Source organism: Stenotrophomonas sp. YJH_SMC_65, assembly GCF_059369475.1.
On record NZ_JCAFSR010000002.1, the window covers coordinates 291,520 to 314,008 of the forward strand.

Below are 22,489 nucleotides of genomic sequence, written 5' to 3' on the forward strand. Positions count from 1 at the left end.
TGCCACGCAGAAAGGCCGCCCTCGGGCGGCCTTTCTGTTTGCTGTGGTTGCGCGTTTCGTGCACCCACCAGGCTGGTAGTGCCGGCCGCTGGCCGGCAATTACGCGAAGCCGGCCAGCGGCCGGCTCTACCAGGAGATCCACGCCATGCGTGGATGGGGTCAGAGCCCTTGCCTGCGGCAAGGGATCCGACCCGGCAGCGCCGGCACAGGGTGGTAGTGCCGGCCGCTGGCCGGCAATTACGCGAAGCCGGCCAGCGGCCGGCTCTACCAGGAGATCCACGCCATGCGTGGATGGGGTCAGATCCCTTGCCTGCGGCAAGGGATCCGACCCCGGACCTGGCGCCTCACCCCACCCGGCGCAGGAATTCCTCGGCGTCCATCGGTCGGCCCAGGTGGTAACCCTGCAACTGATCACACCCCAGTTCGCTCAGGTACTCGCGCTGCGCCTGCGTCTCCACGCCCTCGGCCACCACCTGCAGCTGCAGGGTGCGGCCCAGCGCGATGATCGACGAGACGATGGCGGCGTCCTCGTCATTGCGCTCCAGGTCGTGCACGAACGCACGGTCGATCTTCAGTTCGGTGGCCGGCATGCGCTTGAGGTACAGCAGGCTGGAATAGCCGGTGCCGAAATCATCGATGGCGATGTGCACGCCCATCGCGGTCAGGTCGTTGAGAATCGCGAGGCTGGCATCGACGTCCTTCATCGCCGTGGTCTCGGTGATCTCCAGGGTCAGCCGCGCCGGTTCGATCCGGTGCCGCTGCAGCACCTCGCGCACGCTGTCCAGCAGTGCCGGCGAGGCGAACTGCAGCGGCGAGAGGTTCACCGCCATTGTCCATTCCGTATGCCCGGCCTGGTGCCATGCCCGCAGCTGCGCACAGGCGCGGTCCAATACCCAGTCACCGATCGGCAGGATCAGGCCGCTGCGCTCGGCAATGGGGATGAACACGTCCGGCGCCAGCAGTCCCAGCTCCGGGTGCTGCCAGCGCAGCAGCGCTTCGGCCCCGGTGGCCGGTGCGCCGGCGGCAGGGAACTTGGGCTGGTAATGCAGGATCAGTTCGTCGCGGGCGATGGCCTTGCGCAGGTCCTGCAGCAGGCGCAGCTGGCGGTTGGCACTGAGCTGCATCGACGGGGTGAAGAAGGTGTAGCCGTTCCGCCCGGTTTCCTTGGTGTGGTACATCGCCGCATCGGCGTGGGCCATCAGCTCGCGCTCGTTGCCGGCGTCATCCGGGTACAGGGCAATGCCAAGGCTGGCGCTGACCTGCAGTTCGGCCGCATCCAGCAGGAACGGTTCGCCGGCCGCGGCGATGATGCGCTCGGCCACCACCACCGCATCGTCGGGAATGTCGATGGCCAGCACGATCACGAACTCATCGCCGCCGAGGCGGGCCAACGTATCCTGCGGTCGCAGCTGGCCGCCGATGCGCTGTGCCACCGCCACCAGCAGGCGGTCGCCGAGCTGGTGGCCGTACGCATCATTGACCGCCTTGAAGCCGTCCAGGTCGCAGAACATCACCGCCACTGCATGGTTGCGGCGCCGCGCCTTCTCGATCGCCTGCTCGATGCGGTCCTGCAGCAGCATGCGGTTGGGCAGCTGGGTCAACGGGTCGTGCAGCGCGGCCTGGATCAGCTTGTCGTTGGCGTGCGCCAGCGAATCGGCCAGCAGACCGGTGCGCACGCGCATCTGCCGGTCGAACAGCGAGGCGACCAGAGCGATGCCCAGCGTGGCCACGGTGGTGACGATCACCAGCACCGCCAGCCAGCGCGTGTCGATGCCGCCACTGCCGACGGCGCCACAGATGCTGCCTTCGGGGAAGCGCGCCGCCGCCATGCCGGTGTAATGCATGCCGACGATGGCCAGGCCCATCACCAGCGAAGCAAGCGCGCGCAGCAGCAGGGTGTTGCGCCGCTCGGCGCGCAGGCGGAAGGCGATCCACAGTGCGGCGCCGGCGGCACCGATGGCCACCGCGATGGAGGCGGCAAACCAGCCCGGGTGGTAGTCGATGCCCGGCTGCATGCGCATCGCCGCCATGCCCAGGTAGTGCATGGTGGCGATGCCCAGGCCCATCAGCACGGCCCCGGCCAGCAGCCGGCGCCACGGCAGGCTGGGCCGCGACACCAGCCACAGCGCATAGGCCGAGGCGCCGATCGAGACCGCCAGCGAGTACAGGGTGACGCCAAGGTCGTAACCCACCGGAATCGGCAGGTCGAAGGCGAGCATGCCGATGAAGTGCATCGACCAGATGCCCAGGCCCATGGCCGCCGCGCCGCCGGCCAGCCACCAGCGGGCCACGCGACCCTCGGCCGTGGCCAGGCGCCCGGCCATGTCCAGCGCCGTGTACGAAGCAAGAATGGCCACCAGCAGGGAGATGATGACCAGGCTCTGACTGTAGCTGCCAGTCATGATGAATCCAGTGGGGGAGGGAGGGGCGCCCGCAAGGCGCACGCCCGCGACCCCTATCGGCGCAGGTGGGCAGGACTTGAGTGGTCGCAGCACCTGCGACCCGGCTCGGCTATCCTGCCACGCCTGTTCCCGTTGCTGGAAATCATCCGATGGCAAAAGCCCGCACCGCCTACGTCTGCAATGAATGCGGCGCCGAATTCAGCAAGTGGCAGGGCCAGTGCACCGAGTGCAACGCCTGGAACTCGCTGTCGGAGATCGTGCTGGAAAGCGCGGCGGCGGCCAAGGCGCCGGCTTCGCGCCGGGCCGGCTGGGCCGGCAAGATCGACCCGCCGAAGATCACCGCCCTGAAGGACGTGGAGCAGACCGAGCATCGCCGGGTCTCCACCGGCATCGGCGAGTTCGACCGGGTGCTGGGCGGCGGCCTGGTCGAGGGCGCGGTGGTGCTGGTCGGTGGCGATCCGGGCATCGGCAAGTCGACCCTGCTGCTGCAGGCGGTGGCGAAGATGGCGGCCGAACTGCCGATGCTGTACGTCACTGGCGAGGAATCGCTGGCGCAGGTCGCCGGCCGCGCGCACCGCCTGGAGCTGCCGCTGGACGGGGTCAACGCGCTGGCCGAGACCGGGGTCGAATCGATCCTGCAGCATGCGTCCAAGGCCGGCCCGCGGCTGATCGTGGCCGACTCCGTGCAGACCCTGTGGACCGAGAGCCTGACCGCTGCGCCGGGATCGGTCAGCCAGGTGCGCGAGAGCGCGGCGCGGCTGGTACGGTTCGCCAAGGAGACCGGCACCGCCGTGTTCCTGGTCGGCCACGTGACCAAGGAGGGCGGCATCGCCGGCCCGCGCGTGCTCGAGCACATGGTCGACGCGGTGCTGTATTTCGAGGGCGAGAGCGGCAGCCGCTTCCGCCTGCTGCGCGCGTTCAAGAACCGCTTCGGTGCGGTCAACGAACTGGGCGTGTTCGCGATGGGCGACAAGGGCCTGAAGGAGGTCTCCAACCCATCGGCGATCTTCCTGTCCGGCGGCAGCACCCATCAGCCGGGCAGCTGCGTGATGGTCACCCGCGAGGGCACCCGGCCGCTGCTGGTGGAGGTGCAGGCGCTGGTCGATGCGTCGCCGCTGTCGAATCCGCGCCGTGTCGCGGTCGGCCTGGAGCAGAACCGCCTGGCCATGCTGCTGGCGGTACTGCATCGCCACGGTGGCGTGCTGGTCGGCGACCAGGACGTGTTCGTCAACGTGGTCGGTGGCATCCGCGTGCAGGAAACCGCCGCCGACCTGCCGGTGCTGCTGGCCGTATTGTCCTCGCTGCAGGACCGGCCGCTGGCGGAAAAGACGATTGCGTTCGGCGAGGTGGGCCTGTCCGGTGAGATCCGACCGGTGCCCAATGGCGAAGACCGCCTGCGCGAGGCCGCCACCCATGGCTTCAAGCGCGCCATCGTGCCCAAGGCCAATGCGCCCAAGGGCGGATCGGTGAAAGGCATGGAAGTGATCGCGGTGGAGCGCCTGTCCGAGGCCATCGACGCGGCGTGAGGCATGGGGGGCTGCTGCGGGGCCTGCCTCTACATACGTCATATACGGCAACGGTCAGGCTGGCTGTGCTAGTTTTTCCCGCTCGACGAAGGCGCCCTCTGGCGCCTTTCCGTGCCCAGGAGTAAACGATTACATGCAGGACACCGCGCTCACCGCCCCCAACGCCGAGATCCGTCGTGCCGGGGTCGATCTCAATGGACTGATGACGGTGCTGGGCAAGCACCTGTATTCCACCCCGGTGGTGGCGCTGCGTGAGCTGGTGCAGAACGCGCACGACTCGATCATCCGCCGCCGCATCGAGCAGCCCGGCGTCGAGGTGCCTTCGCGCATTTCGGTGCAGGTCGATGCCGGTGCCGGCGTGCTGCGCATCACCGATACCGGTGCCGGCCTGACCCGCCAGGAGATCCACGACTACCTGGCCACCGTCGGCGTCGGCTATACCCGTGGCCTGCGCCAGGGCGGCGAGGATGATGAAGGCCTGATCGGCATGTTCGGCCTCGGCTTCCTGTCGGCCTTCGTGCTGGCGCGCCGGGTCAGCGTGCGTACCACCTCGTACCAGACGCCGGAGCTGGGCCATCTGTACGTGTCCAGCAATGCCGAGCAGTACACCGTCAGCGAAGTGCCGGCACGTGCGGTCGGCACCGAGGTGGAACTGGAGCTGCATCCGGACTTCCTGCCGCTGGCCAACGAGGCGCGCCTGCACGAGGTGCTGGGCCGCTACTGCGCGCTGCTGTCCGAACCGATCTTCATCGGTGCTGCGACCGAAGCGCTCAACCCCGAGCCGCCGCCGTGGCGGGGGCAGGGTGACGTGGCCGTGCACCCGGTGCAGGCACGCCGCCAGGCACTGCAGTTCGCCGCGCGCTTCGAGCACGATTTCGAGCCGATCGTCACCGTGCCGCTGCGTGCCGACGGCAACAGCGATGCCACCGGCCTGCTGTGGGTGCAGGATGGTGCCACCTATGGCACCAGCGACAACCGCAACCTGTCGGTGTTCGTGCGCGGCATGCTGCTGGATGACGATGCCCGTGACCTGCTGCCGCCGTGGGCTGGCTTCATCGGCGGGGTGATCGAATCCTCGCGGCTGACTCCCACCGCCAGCCGCGAAGACCTGCAGCGCGATGACCAGTACCGCGCTGTGCAACATGCCTTGCTGGAGGCGCTGATCGATGGTCTGGCCGACGTTGCGCGGCAGCAGCCGGAGGCGTGGCGACGCGTATTGAGCCGCCACAACGAGGCGCTGCTGGGCGCGGCGCTGTGCGATGACCGCCTGTTCGACCTGCTGATGGAGCATGTGCGCGTGCCGACCTCGCAGGGCGACCTGCCGGCCAGTGCCCTGCCGGCGCGCGGTGCCGTGCATGTCATCCTCGACAATGGCGGTGGCTTCGAAGAGATGCTGTTCCGCGCGATGGGGGTGCCGGTCGCGCATGGCCATCGTTACGCGGTGGTGCCGTTCCTGCGGCGCTGGGCCCAGGCCAAGGGCCTGCGCCTGGTTGAACTCGGCACCGAGCAGGGCAATCGCGCACTGTTCCGCAGCGATGACAGCCTCGACGACGCGCAGCTGGCCTGGCTGCGCGAACAGCTGGGTGATGGCGAGCAGCTGCTGCCGGCGCGTTTCAGCCCGGAAGCACTGCCGGTGGTGGTGGTGCCCGACCGCGAGGCCGAACTGAAGCAGCGCCTGGAAGACGACGAGAACGACAAGCGCGTTTCGATGGCGGCGCTGCGCCTGGCGCGCCAGTTCACCGCACGCATCGAATCGCGTGCACCCTCGCGGCTGTACCTCAACCTCGACAACCCGGCGGTGCAGGCGCTGCTGCGCGCCCAGCGCGAGGGCCACCCGCAGGCCGAAGCGGCGGCACGCCTGCTGCGCTCGCTGAAGATCATCGTCGCTGCGCAGGGCCGTCCCTTGGCCCGGGCAACGACCGCCACGCAGGGCCCGGATCTCAACGGCGCCTTTACCGATATCGCCGGTGCCCTGCAGCAGATGCTGCGCTGAGCACCGCGCCCTCTCATCCAGCCTTCGCTAGACAGGAGTACTTACCCCATGGACATCTGGAACTGGGTCGAAAAACTGCAGGGCGACCTGCGCCAGGCCGGCCAGGCGCAGAACGCGCACCTGCTGAACCGCCTCGCCGACGAGGTCAGTGAACTGCAGATCGACCGTGTCGATGCACTGCTGCCCGAAGCACGCGCACTGGGCAAGGCGCTCGACAACCCCTGGGTCGACGTCTACGTCGGCCACTGGGCGCTGCGCAACCGCGTCGGCAACCGTGTTGAAGGCGAGAGCGCACTTGGCGAAGCCGTTGCGCTGTTCGAGCGGGCACACCGCGAAGACACCCTGGAATGCCCGCAGTCGATCTGCGTGACCCAGGACCTGGCCGCCTGCTACGGCAACATCGATGGCCCGGGCTGGGTGCCCGAGCGCATCGAGGTGTGCGACGAGACCCTCGGCCGCATCGATCCCAGCTGGGCCTGCTTCCAGTGCCTGAGCTGCGAGAAAGCCGATGCGCTGCTCGACGATGGCCGTGGCCAGGAGGCGCTGGATTACCTGCAGGCGCAGGCCGACGCCGTGGAGGCCTGTGGCAAGGAAGTGTTCGACAGCTTCCCGGAGATGCAGATCAAGATCCTGCTCGCTGTCGGCCGCGCCGACGAGGCACTGGCGCTGATCGAGAAGCGCGAAGCCGAAGTGGCCGCCTCCGGGGAGTATGAGCCGGCCAACTGCACGGTGCCGCGCCGCTTGTCCAAGGCATGGGCGTTGGCCCAGCTGGGCCGCGACGAAGAAGCGCTGCAGCAGTTGGTGCCGTGGAGCGAGCTGACCCCGAACTACTGGCGGCTGTGGGCGAACACCGCCGCAGCGCTGTGCCAGCGTGACCCTGCGCGCAATACGTGGGACCTGGGCACGCGCTTCAACACGATCATCGAGCACTTCGCCCGGGTCGGATCGCATCGCCTGCTGATCGAAGTGGCAGCGCTGAGCCTGGAGCTTGCCCTGCAGCGTGGTGCGCGCTGGGTGGCACTGCGCCAGCTGGAACTGGCGCGTACCCATCTGGCGCAGCTGCGCCAGGACCGGGGGGCGGCAGCGCTGGTGGCCGGCCTGGCGGCACGCATCGATGCATTGCCGGATGTCGCACCGCTGCCGGTGCCGGCCGGCGAGCTGCTGGCATGGCTGGACGCGCAGGGTGAACAGAACCAGGCGCGCGACCCCGAGCGCGAGGCGCAGTGGTTGCTGCAGGCGCAGGCGCAGCTGCCCGATGACGAGGCCTTGGCCGAGATGGCCGCCTCGGCGCTGAGCGCCTGCGGCGCGCAGGCCGAGGCGCGAGCGCTGTTGTGGCGGTTCGTACGCAGCCATGCGCAGAACGATGGTCCCGCAGCCTACACGCTGATGCGCTGGCTGGCCGAGCAGGGGGACGACGACGGCCTGCGCCAGCTGGCCGAGGTCTACCGCAGCAGCGTGCCGGTGTTCGCGCACTGGTGCGACGTGCAGCGCGCACGCCGGGTGTCCGACTGGCCGGCGCTGGAGCAGGCGGCCCGATCGCTTCTGGAGCTGTCTCCGGGCTCGCACGGCGCGCGCGGCACGCTGGCGCGCATGTACATGGAAACCGGCCGCTTCAGCGAGGCCCAGGCCTGCTATGCGCAGTTGGTGGAGCTGCTGGACGAGCCGAACGCCGCGCATTGGGACCACATGAGTGCGGCCAGCGCGGCGCGCGACTGGGACGCGGTGCGCCGCTCGGCCGCGGCGATTGGCATGGAGCTGTCCAGCCACGAGGGCGTGGTCGAGGAACCGTGGGGCTGGGTGATCATCCGCAGCGAAGAGAACGGCGAGCCGATGGAGTACTACGCCCGCCGCAGCGGACCGGTGACCGCGCGCATCGTCGAGAATGCGCCGTCCAACCGCGCCCAGCAGGTGGGCGACTGGGTGGTGTTCGATGCCGCACTGGTGCATCCGGCACCCGAGGAGGAGGAAGCGCGCGAGCATTTCATCCCGACCTATGCGCAGGTGCATGTGCTGGAGCGCGGCGGCTTCGCCCGCAGCTGGATGATCGATGGCGCGCACCCGGGCGAAGAGGCGTGGAATGCCTTCGTCGAGGCGGCCGAAGCGCAGGGTTGGAAGGTGTGGTCGCACAGCCGCCCGGACTACACCGTCACCGACCCCGATAGGGAGGAGGGCACGCTGCCCGGCCTGCTGTTCACCGTCGCCCAGCCGCAGGACCATGCGCCGCTGGCGCTGCACCGCTTCCTCCAGCAGCACACCGCGACGTGGCCGCATCCGCATTGCTGGCTGCGCCTGGCTGAAGCCTGTGACCAGGATCGCCAGCCGCATCTGGACGTGATCGAGCGTTACGGGCTGTAAGCTGCACGCTCCTGTAGAGCCGAGCCTGCGCTCGGCCCACGCGGAAAGCAGCCGAGCATGGGCTCGGCTCTACAACGGATCATCATCACCCCCAGGGAATGGAATACATGCGAAAGACAGGGATGTTCGTGATCGCCGGGCTGCTGCTGGCCCCCACCGTGCAGGCCGCACCGGCCTGCCAAGAGCCCATGGCCGTTGCCCGTGCCTTCTTCGAAGCCACGACCGACAATGGTGACCTGCTGGAGCCACCGCCCGCGCTGGTCAGCCCGGCGTTCGGCAAGGCACTGCGTGGCGAGCGTGCCTGCCAGCAGCGCGAAGAGGGCATCTGCACGATCGATTCCGACCCGTGGCTGGATGCGCAGGACGGCGACATTGAAACCCCGGTGCGTTACCGCTGGAAAGAGGCCTCGGCCACTGCCGGCCAGGTCGAGATGCGCTATGCGGTATGGAAGAAGGCCTACGTGACCCGTCTGCCGATGGTGCGCCAGGGCCAGGGCTGCTGGCAGGTCGATGACATCCTCACCAACAGCGGCCGTTCGGTGCGGAAGATCCTGGCGCAGCCGGTGCCCTGACCGGCGGCAGCATCCACGCAGGGTGCGGTCCAGTTGCCGGCCAGCGGCCGGCACTACCAGGTGATGTTGGGTGGGTGCCGACCGTTGGTCGGCATGCCTTTATCGCGAATGCCCGAACACCAGTTCGATCACGAACTGGCTGCCGAAGAACGCCAGCAGCAGCAACAGCATTGCCGCCAGCGTCCAGTGCACCGCCTTCATGCCGCGCCAGCCGTAACGACGGCGTCCGACCAGCAGCACGCCGAACACGATCCACGACAGCACGCTCAGCACGGTCTTGTGCACCAGCTTCTGCGCCAGCAGGTCGTCGACGAACAGCACGCCGGTGACCAGGGTCAGGGTCAGCAGCGCGAAGCCGACCGTGATCACCCGGAACAGCAGCGATTCCAGGTCGGCCAGCGGTGGCAGCGCGCGCAGCCACGGGCGGAACTCACGGCGGCGCAGCGCGCGTTCCTGCAGCCACAGCATGATCGCCAGCAGCGCGGCGATGCTCAGCGTGGCGTAGGCCAGCAGCGCCAGCCAGGCATGGCTGGCCAGGCGCCAGCCCAGCACCTTGCTCGGCTCGTGGCCGTAGCCGTGATAGGCCAGAAGCAGTACCGCGGCCAGTGGGAACACCACCACGCCCAGCGCCGACATGCGGCCGCGCGCGCCCACCAGCGAGGTCAGCCAGGCCATGCCCAGGCCGACCAGCGACAGCGCGGCGAAGAAGTGCATGTCCGGCCCGCCGTTGGTGCGCATCGCCACCATCACGTGGTAACCGCCATGCAGCAGCATCGCTGGCAGGGCCGGCCACAGCCAGGTGGGGGAGCCGGTGCTTTCATCGCGGCCGAGCGCGCGCACCAGCAGGGCACTGGCAGCCAGGTAGAGCAGGACGGCGATGAGAACGATTGTCATCGTTGCAGTTTCGCATACCCCTGTGATGCTGGCGACGGCCCGGTGGTCGCAGTCCGGGCGGACAGCCGGACCCGTTATACTGTCTGCCTTATTGTCCCCCGCTTTCAGACAGGTTGCGCCGCATGTTCGAGTCCCTGACCCAGCGCCTTTCCGGCACCATCGAGCGCCTGCGTGGCCGCGGCCGCCTGACCGAGGAGAACATCCGCGAGGCGACCCGCGAAGTACGCATCGCGCTGCTCGAAGCCGACGTCGCGCTGCCGGTGGTGCAGGCCCTGATCGAGCGCATCAAGGTGCGCGCGGTTGGCCAGGAAGTGCTGAAGTCGCTGACCCCGGGCCAGGCCCTGATCAAGGTCGTGCGCGACGAGCTGACCGCGGTGATGGGTGCCGAGGCCAGCGACCTGAACCTCAATGTGCCCGCTCCGGCGATCATCCTGATGGCGGGCCTGCAGGGCGCCGGCAAGACCACCACGGTGGGCAAGCTGGCCAAGCACCTGAAGGAAAAGCGCAAGAAGAAGGTGATGGTGGTCTCGGCCGACGTCTACCGTCCGGCCGCGATCGAGCAGCTGAAGACCCTGGCCGAGCAGGTGGGCGTGCTGTTCTTCCCGTCCAGCGCCGACCAGAAGCCGGAAGCCATCGTCCGCGCCGCCATCGACGATGCCCGCAAGTCGTTCGTCGACGTACTGCTGGTCGATACCGCCGGCCGCCTGGCCATCGACGAAGCGATGATGGCCGAGATCAAGGCCCTGCACGCTGCCGTGAACCCGGCCGAAACCCTGTTCGTGGTCGACGCCATGACCGGCCAGGACGCGGCCAACACCGCCAAGGCCTTCGGTGATGCGCTGCCGCTGACCGGCGTGGTGCTGACCAAGACCGACGGTGACGCCCGTGGCGGTGCCGCGCTGAGCGTGCGCTACATCACCGGCAAGCCGATCAAGTTCGTCGGTGTCAGCGAAAAGCCGGAAGGCCTGGACGTGTTCCATCCGGACCGCATCGCCAGCCGCATCCTCGACATGGGCGACGTGCTGTCGCTGGTCGAGCAGGTGGAGCAGCAGGTCGACAAGGACAAGGCCGCCAAGCTGGCCGAGAAGGTCGCGAAGGGAAAGAAGTTCGACCTGAACGACATGCGCGACCAGCTGGAGCAGATGCAGAACATGGGCGGCATCGGCGGCCTGATGGACAAGCTGCCGGGCCTGGGCAACATCCCCGACCACCTGAAGCAGCAGGTCAGCCAGGGCAAGGAAGTGCCGCGCATGATCGCCATCATCAGCTCGATGACCAAGAAGGAACGGCGCAACCCGAACCTGCTCAACGGCTCGCGCCGCGCGCGCATCGCCAAGGGTTCGGGCGTGACCCCGGCCGACGTCAACAAGCTGATGAAGCAGTACATGCAGATGGAAAAGATGATGAGCAAGATGGCCGGCGGTGGCATGAAGGGCATGTTGCGCAGCATGAAGGGCATGATGGGCGCCATGGGCGGCCGCGGCATGCCGTTCCGTTGATGACGGCCCCGTCCGCAGTGTGATGTAGCGCCCGAGCTCACGCTCGGGCGGCGGCGCGCAGCAGCAGGCTCGACTCTTCCCCTGTCCCGCGCGCACCATGGGGGCCTGTCCGAAACGATGGGCCGTCATGCAGAGTTCCGCTGTAACTTCCCGCGTCGAGGCGTTCTGCCGGCGCTTTGGCATTTCCGTTCCGATCCTGCTGGCACCGATGGCCGGTGCCTGCCCCGTACCGTTGTCCGCCGCGCTGGCCAATGCCGGCAGCATGGGGGCGATGGGCGCGGTGCTGTCGTCGTCGGCCGATATCGGTCGCTGGATGGAGGACTTCCGCGCGACCTCCACCGGCCCGGCGCAGGTGAACCTGTGGCTGCCGGACCCCGCACCGAGCCGTGATGTCGCTGCCGAGGCCGCCAGCCGCGCTTTCCTCGCGCAGTGGGGCCCGGACGTGCCGGCCAGCGCCGCCGACGCCACGCCTGCCGATTTCGAAGAACGGTTCGCTGCGTTGCTTGCGGCACGCCCGGCGGTGGCGTCGACCATCATGGGCGTGCTGCTGCCGCGCCACGTGCAGCAGCTGAAGGACGCCGGCATTGCCTGGATCGCCTGCGCGACCACCTTGTCCGAAGCGCGTGCCGCACAGGACGCCGGTGCCGACGCCGTGGTGGCGCAGGGCATGGAGGCCGGTGGCCATCGCGGTGCGTTTGATCCGGCAATGGCCGAACGCCAGCTGGTCGGGCTGTTCGCGCTGTTGCCGCGCCTGGCCGATCACCTGCAGATTCCGGTGATCGCTGCCGGTGGCATCGCCGATGGCCGTGGCATTGCTGCCGCACTCACCCTGGGGGCCAGCGCCGTCCAGATCGGCACCGCCTTCCTGCGCACGCCCGAGGCGGCGATCGCGTCGGCGTGGGCCGATGGGCTGGCCGCCAGCGAACCGGAAGATACCTGGCCGACGCGCGCGTTCAGCGGCCGCCTTGGCCGTGGCCTGGCGACCGCGTATGTTCGCGCCGCTGCTGCCGAAGGCGCCCCTGCGCCGCGCCCGTACCCGGTGCAGCGTGGCCTGACCGCGCCGATGCGCAAGCAGGCCGTGCAGGAAAATCGCCTGGCGGCGATGCAGGCCTGGGCCGGGCAGTCGGCGTGGATGGCGCCTGCACAGCCGGCCGCCGACGTGCTGCGCGGCATGTGGGAACAGGCGCAGGCGCTGCTGCGATGAGGGTCACCTGCAATGGCCAGCCGGCGCAGGTGGCGGACCTGCTGCCGGCGCTGGTGAACTACGGCCACTTCACCTCGCTGCAGGTGCGTGGTGGTGCAGTGCAGGGGCTGGACCTCCATCTGGCGCGGCTGTCGCAGGCCACGCGCGAACTGTTCGGCAGCGAACTGGACACGGTGCAGGTGCAGGCGTGGATGGCGCAGGCGCTGCGGCAGGCCGGCCTGGCCGATGCCTCGCTGCGGGTGACGGTGTACTCGCGCCGCTTCGATTTCCGCAATCCGCTGGCGGCCGTGCCGGTGGACGTGCTGGTGGCAGTTTCAGCGCCGGTGGCCCTGGCCGCGCCCAAGCGCGTGCGCAGCGTGGCCTGGCAGCGCGAAATGCCGCAGATCAAGCATGTGGGCACATTTGGCCTGTTTGCCGAGCGGCGCGCGGCGATGGCGCAAGGATTCGACGATGTGCTGTTCGTGACCGCCGATGGCGACGTGAGTGAAGGGAGCACCTGGAACCTGGCCGTGCACGATGGTGAGCGGCTGCTCTGGCCACAGGCGCCTGCCCTGCGCGGGACGGCCGAAGCGCTGCTGAAGCGGCATTGGCCGGGGCCTCAGGTCACTCAGCCGCTGCCGCTGGCCGATCTGGCCGGCGTGAAGGCGGCTTTTGCCTGCAACGCCAGCGGCCTGTGGGCGCTGGAGGCCATTGACGGGCATGTCCTGCCCGGCTCGCAGGCGCTGGCTGAACAGGGCAGGGCGGTGCTGGCGGCGGTGGCCTGGCAGCCGCTTTCCTGAACGAGGCGCGTGGTTGCCGATCGCTGGACATAGCCGGACGCTACCTTGAAGCGTTGCAGCCGGTAGCGCCGGGCCATGCCCGGCGGATGCGTCCGCAGCGAACAACACTCAGGAGTTTCAATCAGATATGGGTATGGTCACCGAGCAGCATCGCGCGGTAGCGATGCACGCAATCAAGGTCATGGGCTCTGAGGGGCGGCCCAAGGTCCAGGCCTTTCACGATGATCATCGCCTACGTTCAGTCGATATCCTCACGACGTTCAGCTCTCCGGAAGCAGGGCTGAAGTCCATCTCGTCCATCGGCCTATCGGATTCTGGGTTACGTCATGCGGAGGGGCACGAACTGGAAACGCGCGTCGAGCTGTGTGCATGTGCAGAACAGGACGCGCTGCATTGGGACAACGTCGTCGCCTCGACGGCTTTCGCGATCATGCGCGATCGTGCGGCGGTGCAGCCTGGTAGCGTGATTCCCGACATCCTGCAGGACTACTTCCCGTCGACCCGGATGCCGCACGTCTATCTGGTGCCGCCCTTCTTCTGGAATGACGCCAGGTTCCCGGGGCTGCAGTTCCCGCCGGTTGCCATCAACTGGCTGCAGTGCATCGCCATCCACGAATCCGAGCGGCAACTTGTCGAGCGGATTGGCGGCGATGCATTTGACGACCTGCTGCAGCGGCACGAGGTAGATGTGCTGGACATGCATCGGGCGCCGGTAGCGGGAGCGCTCTGACGCTATCGCCCCGGGAATCTTGGAGGGGCGGTCGGAGGTTGATCACTTTGCTGAACGAAAGTGGCGAGGCATAGCACTGCGCTACCGTGAAGATGGATACAGCCCGGGGTTGGCTCGGCCGGGCTCTGCCGCTATAATCGCCCGCTTACCTCGCCATCCTGGCGACTGGGCAATAGGAAAAACACCATGGTCAAGATTCGACTGACCCGCGGCGGCGCCAAGAAGCGTCCGTTCTACCACATCATCGTCACCGACGTGCGCAGCGCGCGCGACGGCCGCAACATCGAGCGCGTTGGCTTCTACAACCCGGTTGCCCAGGGCGCCGAGAAGCGCATCGAGCTGGACCTGGCCCGCGTTGACCATTGGGTCAAGAACGGCGCCCAGCCGACCGACAAGGTCCGCAACCTGATCAAGGAAGCGACCAAGTCCCAGGCCGCTGCGGCCTGATCCTGACGGGCCACGCTTCGGCGTGGCCCTCTTGGTTGAAGCAGATGAAAGATATCGAGCGCCGCATCCTGCTGGGCAGGGTTGTCGGCGCTTTTGGTGTGCGCGGCGAAATCAAGCTCGAGTCCTGGACCGAGCCACGTTCCGCCATTTTCCGTTACCAGCCGTGGATCGTGCGCAGCCCGTCCGGCGTGGAAACCACGATTGAAGGCGTGCGTGGCCGCGACAGCGGCAAGCACCTGGTCGCCCGTTTCCCCGGCGTCGAGGACCGCGATACCGTCGAAGCGATGCACGGCACCGAGATCTACGTGGCCCGCAGTGCATTGCCGCCACCGAAGCCCGATGAGTACTACTGGGTGGACCTGGAAGGCCTGGACGTGAAGACCACCGAGGGCGTTGCCCTGGGCCAGGTCTCGCACCTGTTCAGCACCGGCGCCAACGACGTGGTGGTGGTCCGCGGTGACCGCGAGCGGATGATTCCGTTCGTGCAGCCGGACTTCGTCAAGTCGGTCGACTTCGAGGCCAACCTGGTCGTGGTCGACTGGGATCCCGAGTTCTGAGCGTGAGCATGCGTTTCGACGTCATTACCCTGTTCCCCGAGTTCCTCGCCCAGTCCGCCGGACTGGGCGTGGTCGGGCGCGCGCAGGAGAAGGGGCTGTTCAGCCTGCACGGCTGGAACCCCCGTGATTACGCCGAAGGCAACTACCGCCGCGTGGACGACCGTCCGTTCGGAGGTGGCCCGGGCATGGTGATGCTGATCGAGCCGCTGCAGGCCTGCCTGCAGGCGATCCGTGAGGCCGATCCGACCCCGGCGCGGGTGATCTACCTCAGCCCGCAGGGGGCGCCGCTGACCCAGGCCAAGGTGCGGGAACTGGCGGCGCTGCCGCGCGTGGTCCTGCTCTGCGGCCGCTACGAGGGCATCGACGAGCGTTTCCTGGAGGCCAATGTCGACGAGGAGATCTCCCTCGGCGACTACGTGCTGTCCGGGGGGGAACTGGGCGCGGCGGTGATCATCGACGCCGTGGCCCGCCTGCAGGACGGTGCCCTGAACGACGCCGAATCGGCGGCGCAGGACAGCTTCGAGGGCGACCTCGGCCTGCTCGACTGCCCGCATTACAGCCAGCCGGCCCAGCACCCGCTGGGTGACGTGCCGGACGTGCTGCGCTCGGGCAACCACGCGGCCATCGCCGCCTGGCGCCGCCAGCAGTCGCTGCTCCGGACCGCCGAGCGGCGCCCGGACCTGCTGGATGAACAGGCACTGGGCAAGGCCGACCGCAAACTGCTGGAGCAGGGCCGTCAGGCCCGGAACCAGAAGGCCAGCCCCTAGCGCAGGGTCGGCTTTATCGGCTATCATGGCCAATTCCCGTCGACCCTGGTCGGCGCGCGCAGTACCCAAAACAAACGTGCAGCACAGTCCGGTGACTGCATGAGCCTACGTTGTCGATACGACACGCCCACCCGAACAAGAATCGGTGTAACCCATGAGCAAGCTGAACAAGTCCATCGTCGCGGAATTCGAATCCGCCCAGATCACCCGTGAACTGCCGAAGTTCAGCCAGGGCGACACCGTTGTCGTCAACGTGAAGGTGAAGGAAGGCAGCCGCGAGCGCGTGCAGGCCTACGAAGGCGTCGTCATCGCCACCAAGAACGCCGGCCTGAACTCCTCGTTCACCGTCCGCAAGATCTCGCACGGCTACGGCGTCGAGCGCGTTTTCCAGACCCACAGCGCCATCATCGACTCGGTCGAAGTGAAGCGTCGTGGTAAGGTCCGCGCCGGCAAGCTGTACTACCTGCGTGGCCTGGAAGGCAAGGCTGCCCGCATCAAGGAAGACCTGGCTGCCGCTGCTGCCGCCAAGGCTGCCCGTCTGGCCGACAAGGCCTGATAAACAACTTCGGTTGTTGCCGCGACGGCCACCTTCGGGTGGCCGTTTGCGTTTCCGGCATCGCATCGGCCACGATCAGGTGATGAACGACATCAACCTTCGCTATCCGGCCGTGATCCAGTCGGCGTTGCGCTTTCTCGACGACAAGGGGCTGGCACGCGTGCAATCGGCGCCGTTGCTGCATCGCCTGTTGTGGCGCCTGGGCATCGCACTGCCGCCACCGATCCTGGCCGGCTTTGGCACCAACGCGTTGGTGCAGGGCCTGCTGTTCGGGCTGTTCTGGACCGCGCTGATGTGGCTGATGCTGTGGCAGGGCAGCGAACGTCCGCTGGTGCTGTTGCTGGTGGCCGGTCTGGTGGCCGGCGCGCTGTTCGGCCTTGTGATGGCGGCGCTGATGCGCTCGCTGCGCCGCCACCGCAAGCTGCCGGATTGGCGCCAGTTCCGGGCGCGGCAGGCGGACTGAGCCGATGGCGCACTGCGCCGTGACCGCTGGCTACGGGCCGCGCTAGGCTGCGGTTTCATCCCGATGGACGTGCCGTGCGATGCCTGCCAAGCGAACCGCACCTTCCACCGCGCCCACGCTGTTGTCCGGCGGCAACCCCCGGATCGCCAAGGGCGAGGGCGATGCTCCGGTGCAGGCATACATCGCCGCCATGCCGGACTGGAAACGCCCGGTCGGCGCACAGCTGGATGCGTTGATCGAACGCGCCGTACCCGGCGTGCACAAGGCGGTGAAGTGGAACTCGCCGATGTATGCGGTGGCGCCGGGCGAAGGCTGGTTTCTCAGCTTCCATTGCTTCACCCGCTACATCAAGGTGGCGTTCTTTCGTGGCGCGGTGCTGAAGCCGATGCCGCCCGAGCCGTCCAGGAGTGCCGATACGCGCTACCTGCATATCGCACAGGATGGCGCGCTGGATGAGGCACAGTTCCTCGACTGGGTGCGCCAGGCCGCCGCGTTGCCCGGCGAGCGCATGTAAGCCCACCGTTCTGATTCCTTTCCCGACGAGAACCGCTGATGGCCACGCACGCGCCGAACCCTGACGATGCCGGAACCCCGGCGACCGAACTGATCGATGCACGCATCGCCGAGCTGGGAGACTGGCGCGGCGAAACGCTGGCACGCGTGCGTGCATTGATCCATGAAGCGCTGCCGGACGTGCAGGAAGCCTGGAAGTGGCGCGGTACACCGGTGTGGGAGCACAACGGCATCCTGTGCACCGGCGAAACCTACAAGCAGGTAGTGAAACTGACCTTCGCCAACGGTGCGGCGCTGGCGGACCCGAAGGGCCTGTTCAACGCCAGCCTGGAGGGCAACACGCGGCGTGCGATCGACATCCATGAAGGTGCGATGCCGGATGCCGCTGCGTTCAAGGCGCTGCTGCGCGCAGCGGCGGCGTTCAATGCGGCGAAAAAGAAGAAGCGCTGACCGTCTTCTGTAGAGCCGAGCCCATGCTCGGCTGACAGGCCTGTGCGGACCAACGGTCCGCACCCACCTCACCGTGGCGGTGCTGACTCCAGCGCGGCATCCGGGTCGGCCACCGGCGACGGCGGACAGGCCGGAATCTCCGACGGCGTCGCCAGTTCTTCGGCATGCGAGGGCTTGCCCATCATCTTCGCCTTGCGCCAGCCGCCCCAGCGGTAATACGCCAGCGACAGCAGCATCGACACCAGCGAGCTGACCGGGAAGCTCCACCAGATTGCATCGGCGCCCCAGTACGGCTGCAGCAGTTCGGCGAACGGCACGCGCACGCCCCACAGCGAGCCGGCCAGGATCAGCAGTGGCGGAATCACCGCGCCGGTGGAGCGCACCACGCCGGAGATCACGAAGCTGACGCCGAAGAACAGGAACGAGCCGATCACCACATGGTTGAGGTGGCGGGCGATGTCCAGCGCCTGGCTGGCCGGCGGCAGGAACAGCGCCAGCAGCTGGCGATCGAACACAACCAACGGCAGGATCAGCGCGCCGGTCAGCAGGAAGTTGAACAGCACGCCCTGGCGTGCGGTACCGCGCACGCGGTCCCAGCGCTGCGCACCGACGTTCTGTGCGGCCATCGAAGAACACGCCGCACCGATCGCCATCGCCGGCATCTGCAGGTAGTTCCACAGCTGCAGGGACGCGCCGTAGCCCGCGGCGGTGTCGGTGCCGTACTGGTTGACCATGGTCATCAGCAGGATCACCGACAGCGAGATCAGCACCATCTGCAGGCCCATCGGCACGCCCTTGACCACCAGCGCCTTGAGGATGGTCATGTCGAGCTTGAACAGGCGCAGGTCGGCGCGGCCCAGCCACAGGGTGTGGCGCTTGTGCCGCATGTACAGCAGCAGGCCGGCCAGCGACAGCGTCTGCGCGACCAGCGTGGCCCAGGCCGAGCCGGCGATGCCCAGCGCGGGGAAGGGCCCCATGCCGAAGATCAGTACAGGGTTCAGCACGATGTCCAGTGCCACCGATACCATCAGGAAGCGGAACGGCGTGCGCGAATCACCGGCACCGCGCAGGGCGGCGGTGAGGAAGGCGAACGCGTACAGCGTCGGCATCGCCAGGAAGATGATCTGCAGGTAGGCCTCGGCCAATGGCAGCGAGGCGGCCGGCGTGCCCATCGCCGCCAGCAGCGGATGGGCCATGAACCAACCGGCGATGGCGATGATCACCGACAGGCCGATGAAGAAGGTGGCACTGGTGCCGACCACGCGCCGCGCCTGCGCGATGTCGCGCGCGCCGATCGCCTGTCCGATCAGGATGGTCGAAGCCATGCCGAAGCCGAACACCGAGCCGATCAGGAAGAACATGATGTTGTTGGCGTTCGCGGTGGCGGTCAGTGCCGCCTCACCGAGGAAGCGCCCGACCCAGACCGCATTCACCGAACCGTTCAGCGACTGCGCGATGTTGCCTGCCAGGATCGGCAGGGAAAACAGCAGGAGATTGCGGCCGATCGGGCCGGAGGTCAGGTCAAGCGGCGCTTTGGCCATGGAGTGGTGATCGAATCCCGGGAGGCGCACACTAGCACCAAGCCGGTTTGCGGGATGTGGCAATGCATCAACGACTGCAGGTGAAGTGGAGCCTGGCGCTGGCCTTGATCAGCGTCGTACTGGCCGCATGTTCGACAGGTGACCGGCTGGGCGATACCCAGGTGCGGCCCACCGACCGGCCCGAGTGCCTGGTCGGCAGCCAGCGCCAGGATCTTTCTGCCGGCGTACCCACCCTGATCGGGGGCAGCGGCTGCCGCACCGACCCCGACAACCCGCGTCCCCTGAACAAGCGAACGGAGTAGTCCCTGCCGATGACCGAGCTTTCCCCGCTGCCGCCCAGTGTCCGCCTGGACATCTGGCTGTGGGCGGCCCGTTTCTTCAAGACCCGCAGCCTGGCCAAGCAGGCCATCGAGACCGGCAAGGTCAGCGTGGCTGGGCAGCGCCCGAAATCCTCACGCGCGGTGCGCGTCGGCGAGCAGCTGCAGGTGGATCGCGGCGAGGAGCATTTCGAGATCCAGGTGCTGGGGCTGAGCGATCAGCGCGGGCCGGCGCCGGCGGCGCAGCAGCTGTATGCCGAGAGTGAGGCCTCCAGGGCCCGCCGCGCCGAGCAGCGGGCGCTGCGCATCGCCGCACGCGATGGTTTCCAGCCGCCGGAGCACAAGCCGGACAAACGCGCACGGCGGTTGATCCGCGCGCTCGGCGATATCGACGCGTTGTAAGTTGCAGGGCGCCAGACCGGGTCCGGCGCCCCCTTGGCTCAGCGCTTGCCGCCCAGCAGGCTGCCGCCGATCTTCAGCAGATCGCCCACGCCGAGCTGGCCGTCACCGTCCTGGTCCAGCACGCTGCCAAGCAGGCCGCCGGCAAGGCCGCCCTGTTGCTGCACCTGCTGCTTTTCCTGGCCGAGGGCCTGGCTGAGCGAGCCGGCATCGGCCTGGCCACCACCAAGGCGCTGGGCGAGGAAGGCCATCACGATCGGTGCGAGGATCTGCAGCAACTGGCTGGTACGGCCGCTGTCGAGCTGGGTGGCCTGGGCCAGGCCGGTTTCCACCTTCTGCTGGCTGCCGCCGAAGATGTGGCCGAGGATGCCGGCACCGTCGCTGGCGGCGCCACCGCCACCGCCGCCCAGTACCGAGCCGAGCACGCTGCCCAGGTCCAGGCCGCTGTGGTTGTTCTGCAGTGCACCGAGCAGCGCCTGTGCGCCCTGCGGCTGCGAGGCGTTGTTGCCCAGCGCGCCCATCAGCACCGGTAGCGCGGCACTGATCGCACCGGACGCCTGAGTATCGCTGATGCCGAGCTGCTGCGATACCTGCTGCAGCGGGGCGCCCTGCAATTTGGCGAGAAGTTCGTCGGTCAGGCTCATCTGCGGAATCCTTGATTGGGGTTGGGCGTGCAGAAGGTACGACGCAGACCGTTAAAACGGCGACGCCGCCTCACGGGGAGGCGGCGTGGCGTTCACGGTGCAGGGCGATCAGAGCTCGATGTCTTCGGCGCCCGGGGTCGCGGTGGGGAAGTCCGCTTCCGGCTGGGCCGGCTTGAACGGATCCGACGGCTGGCTGGCCAGCGCCTTCAGCGCCGCGGCAACACCAGCGCCATAGGCCGGGTCGGCCTTGCTGCAGTTGTCGATGTGGCGCTGCTTGATGAAGTCCGGCGCATCGCCCAGGGCACGGGCGGTGTTGGCGAACAGTCGCTCCTTCTGTGCCTGGTTGTAGCTGCGGAACAGCGCACCGGGCTGGCTGAAGTAGTCGGCGTCGTCCTCACGGAAGTTCCAGAAGTCGGCGTCGCCCCGGATCTTCATCGGCGGTTCGCGGTACTGCGGCTGTTCCTGCCACTGGCCGTAGCTGTTGGGTTCGTAGTGCGGCAGGCCGCCGTAGTTGCCGTCCACGCGCATCGCACCGTCGCGGTGGTTGCTGTGCACCGGGCAGCGCGCCGCGTTCACCGGAATCTGGTGGTGGTTCACGCCCAGGCGGTAGCGCTGCGCATCGGAGTAGGCGAACAGGCGCGCCTGCAGCATCTTGTCCGGCGACGGGCCGATACCCGGCACCAGGTTGCTCGGCGCGAACGCTGACTGCTCCACGTCCTGGTACCAGTTGACCGGATTGCGGTTCAGTTCGAACTGGCCCACTTCGATCAGCGGGTAGTCGCTCTTCGGCCACACCTTGGTCAGGTCGAACGGATGGATGCGGTAGGTTTCCGCCTCCAGTTCCGGCATGACCTGGATGAACAGTTTCCACTTCGGGAAGTCGCCCTTCTCGATCGCGGCGAACAGGTCGCGGCCGTGGCTTTCGCGGTCATGGCCGACCAGGATCTGCGCCTGCGCGTCGGTCAGCGATTCGATGCCCTGCTGGCTGACGAAGTGGAACTTCACCCAGAAGCGCTCGCTGTCGGCGTTGGTGAAGCTGTAGGTGTGCGAGCCGAAACCGTGCATGTGGCGGAAGCTGCGCGGAATGCCGCGGTCGCTCATCACCACGGTCACCTGCAGCAGGGCTTCGGGCAGCAGCGTCCAGAAATCCCAGTTGTTGCGTGCGCTGCGCAGGTTGGTATGCGGGTCGCGCTTGACGGCCTTGTTGAGGTCGGCGAACTTGCGCGGGTCGCGCAGGAAGAACACCGGCGTGTTGTTGCCGACCAGGTCCCAATTGCCTTCTTCGGTGTAGAACTTCAGGGCGAAGCCGCGGATGTCACGCTCGGCGTCGGCGGCGCCACGCTCGCCGGCCACCGTGGTGAAGCGGGCGAACATCTCGGTCTGCTTGCCGACCTTCTCGAACAGCTTGGCGCGGGTGTACTTGCTGATGTCGTGAGTGACGGTGAAGGTGCCGAATGCGCCCGAGCCCTTGGCGTGCATGCGGCGCTCGGGAATGATCTCGCGGTTGAGGTTGGCCAGCTTTTCCAGCAGCCACACGTCTTCCATCAGCAGCGGGCCACGCGGGCCGGCGGTCTTGCTGTTCTGGTTGTCCACCACCGGCGCGCCGAAGGCCGTGGTCATCGGCGTGACCGGTTCATCGCCGTGCTTCTGCTTCGGGGTAGTGCTCAGCTCGCGCTGCTGCTGGGCGCCTTCCGCAGGCGACGGCGCGGTGTGATACGGACATTTCGGGCTGTTGTTATCGGACTGGCTCATGGCTGGCTCCTGCGGGTGAAGACGGGATGGAACATCTTCACTCGACTTTAGCTAGGGCCAGATGAAATGAATAATCGAATGATCCGTTCAGTTTGATAGTTTCTGTCAATTGAAACGAAGAATAAGATT

Annotated in this window: 22 protein-coding genes; 17 read left to right on the plus strand and 5 right to left on the minus strand. The window is 67.7% G+C overall.

The window, feature by feature from the left end; all coding sequences use genetic code 11:
- Positions 1 to 344: 344 nt before the first annotated feature.
- Entirely contained in the window at positions 345 to 2,402 is a 2,058-nt protein-coding gene (locus AC5P7A_RS04390) for a putative bifunctional diguanylate cyclase/phosphodiesterase (RefSeq protein ID WP_495219919.1), read from the minus strand.
- A 149-nt stretch (positions 2,403 to 2,551) separates the two neighbouring features.
- Between AC5P7A_RS04390 and radA the strand changes: the two genes are divergently transcribed.
- The 4 genes from radA (at position 2,552) to AC5P7A_RS04410 (ending at position 8,848) form a co-directional block, all read left to right on the plus strand.
- Complete coding sequence (radA, locus tag AC5P7A_RS04395) at positions 2,552 to 3,928, plus strand: DNA repair protein RadA (protein ID WP_495219920.1); 1,377 nt, start codon at positions 2,552 to 2,554, stop codon at positions 3,926 to 3,928.
- A gap of 133 nt (positions 3,929 to 4,061) precedes the next feature.
- On the plus strand, positions 4,062 to 5,921 hold the full coding sequence (locus AC5P7A_RS04400) for an ATP-binding protein (protein WP_049441477.1): 1,860 nt from the start codon (positions 4,062 to 4,064) through the stop codon (positions 5,919 to 5,921).
- A gap of 48 nt (positions 5,922 to 5,969) precedes the next feature.
- Positions 5,970 to 8,276 (plus strand): tetratricopeptide repeat protein, encoded by a 2,307-nt coding sequence (locus AC5P7A_RS04405; protein WP_049441479.1) that lies wholly within the window; start codon positions 5,970 to 5,972, stop codon positions 8,274 to 8,276.
- Positions 8,277 to 8,383: 107 nt separating this feature from the next.
- Positions 8,384 to 8,848 carry a YqhG/Tai3 family protein gene (locus AC5P7A_RS04410; RefSeq protein WP_049441566.1) on the plus strand — a complete coding sequence of 155 codons (465 nt, stop codon included), beginning with the start codon at positions 8,384 to 8,386 and terminating at the stop codon, positions 8,846 to 8,848.
- Between the two features lie 99 nt (positions 8,849 to 8,947).
- Here AC5P7A_RS04410 and AC5P7A_RS04415 read toward each other — a convergent pair whose 3' ends face one another.
- Positions 8,948 to 9,742 carry a cytochrome C assembly family protein gene (locus AC5P7A_RS04415; protein ID WP_049441480.1) on the minus strand — a complete coding sequence of 265 codons (795 nt, stop codon included), beginning with the start codon at positions 9,740 to 9,742 and terminating at the stop codon, positions 8,948 to 8,950.
- Positions 9,743 to 9,864: 122 nt separating this feature from the next.
- Here AC5P7A_RS04415 and ffh point away from each other — a divergent pair, with 122 nt between their 5' ends.
- The 11 genes from ffh (at position 9,865) to AC5P7A_RS04470 (ending at position 17,707) form a co-directional block, all read left to right on the plus strand.
- A complete protein-coding gene (gene ffh / locus AC5P7A_RS04420; protein ID WP_005408591.1) occupies positions 9,865 to 11,241 on the plus strand; it encodes a signal recognition particle protein in 1,377 nt (458 codons plus the stop codon).
- A gap of 127 nt (positions 11,242 to 11,368) precedes the next feature.
- Positions 11,369 to 12,445: an NAD(P)H-dependent flavin oxidoreductase gene (locus AC5P7A_RS04425; RefSeq protein WP_495219921.1), complete on the plus strand. Its 1,077-nt coding sequence runs from the start codon at positions 11,369 to 11,371 to the stop codon at positions 12,443 to 12,445.
- Positions 12,442 to 13,224: an aminotransferase class IV family protein gene (locus AC5P7A_RS04430; protein WP_049441481.1), complete on the plus strand. Its 783-nt coding sequence runs from the start codon at positions 12,442 to 12,444 to the stop codon at positions 13,222 to 13,224. The genes AC5P7A_RS04425 and AC5P7A_RS04430 overlap by 4 nt, the downstream gene beginning before the upstream one ends.
- A gap of 127 nt (positions 13,225 to 13,351) precedes the next feature.
- Positions 13,352 to 13,954: a suppressor of fused domain protein gene (locus AC5P7A_RS04435; protein ID WP_049441482.1), complete on the plus strand. Its 603-nt coding sequence runs from the start codon at positions 13,352 to 13,354 to the stop codon at positions 13,952 to 13,954.
- A gap of 186 nt (positions 13,955 to 14,140) precedes the next feature.
- Positions 14,141 to 14,401, plus strand: a complete 261-nt coding sequence (rpsP, locus tag AC5P7A_RS04440) for a 30S ribosomal protein S16 (RefSeq protein ID WP_005415733.1) — start codon at positions 14,141 to 14,143, stop codon at positions 14,399 to 14,401.
- Between the two features lie 44 nt (positions 14,402 to 14,445).
- Positions 14,446 to 14,958, plus strand: coding sequence for a ribosome maturation factor RimM (rimM, locus tag AC5P7A_RS04445; protein WP_010483256.1), 513 nt, complete (start codon positions 14,446 to 14,448; stop codon positions 14,956 to 14,958).
- A gap of 8 nt (positions 14,959 to 14,966) precedes the next feature.
- A complete protein-coding gene (gene trmD / locus AC5P7A_RS04450) occupies positions 14,967 to 15,725 on the plus strand; it encodes a tRNA (guanosine(37)-N1)-methyltransferase TrmD (RefSeq protein WP_046429552.1) in 759 nt (252 codons plus the stop codon).
- A 154-nt stretch (positions 15,726 to 15,879) separates the two neighbouring features.
- Positions 15,880 to 16,281, plus strand: a complete 402-nt coding sequence (gene rplS / locus AC5P7A_RS04455; RefSeq protein ID WP_005415736.1) for a 50S ribosomal protein L19 — start codon at positions 15,880 to 15,882, stop codon at positions 16,279 to 16,281.
- A gap of 82 nt (positions 16,282 to 16,363) precedes the next feature.
- Positions 16,364 to 16,744: a DUF6404 family protein gene (locus tag AC5P7A_RS04460; protein WP_049441483.1), complete on the plus strand. Its 381-nt coding sequence runs from the start codon at positions 16,364 to 16,366 to the stop codon at positions 16,742 to 16,744.
- Between the two features lie 79 nt (positions 16,745 to 16,823).
- Entirely contained in the window at positions 16,824 to 17,258 is a 435-nt protein-coding gene (locus tag AC5P7A_RS04465) for a DUF1801 domain-containing protein (RefSeq protein ID WP_032956352.1), read from the plus strand.
- A gap of 38 nt (positions 17,259 to 17,296) precedes the next feature.
- Positions 17,297 to 17,707 (plus strand): DUF1801 domain-containing protein, encoded by a 411-nt coding sequence (locus AC5P7A_RS04470; protein ID WP_049441485.1) that lies wholly within the window; start codon positions 17,297 to 17,299, stop codon positions 17,705 to 17,707.
- Between the two features lie 68 nt (positions 17,708 to 17,775).
- Here the strand turns inward: AC5P7A_RS04470 and AC5P7A_RS04475 are convergent, their stop codons facing one another.
- A complete protein-coding gene (locus AC5P7A_RS04475) occupies positions 17,776 to 19,248 on the minus strand; it encodes an MATE family efflux transporter (protein WP_049441487.1) in 1,473 nt (490 codons plus the stop codon).
- Positions 19,249 to 19,310: 62 nt separating this feature from the next.
- Between AC5P7A_RS04475 and AC5P7A_RS04480 the strand changes: the two genes are divergently transcribed.
- Complete coding sequence (locus AC5P7A_RS04480; protein WP_014646407.1) at positions 19,311 to 19,550, plus strand: hypothetical protein; 240 nt, start codon at positions 19,311 to 19,313, stop codon at positions 19,548 to 19,550.
- A 9-nt stretch (positions 19,551 to 19,559) separates the two neighbouring features.
- Entirely contained in the window at positions 19,560 to 19,967 is a 408-nt protein-coding gene (locus AC5P7A_RS04485) for an RNA-binding S4 domain-containing protein (protein WP_014646408.1), read from the plus strand.
- A gap of 38 nt (positions 19,968 to 20,005) precedes the next feature.
- Here the strand turns inward: AC5P7A_RS04485 and AC5P7A_RS04490 are convergent, their stop codons facing one another.
- Together AC5P7A_RS04490 and AC5P7A_RS04495 are read right to left on the minus strand one after the other, a co-directional pair.
- Positions 20,006 to 20,608, minus strand: a complete 603-nt coding sequence (locus AC5P7A_RS04490; RefSeq protein ID WP_014646409.1) for a DUF937 domain-containing protein — start codon at positions 20,606 to 20,608, stop codon at positions 20,006 to 20,008.
- 108 nt (positions 20,609 to 20,716) lie between these two features.
- The gene (locus tag AC5P7A_RS04495) at positions 20,717 to 22,360 is read right to left on the minus strand and encodes a catalase (protein ID WP_126411849.1); all 1,644 of its coding nucleotides are present in this window, start codon (positions 22,358 to 22,360) and stop codon (positions 20,717 to 20,719) included.
- Positions 22,361 to 22,489 lie beyond the last annotated feature (129 nt).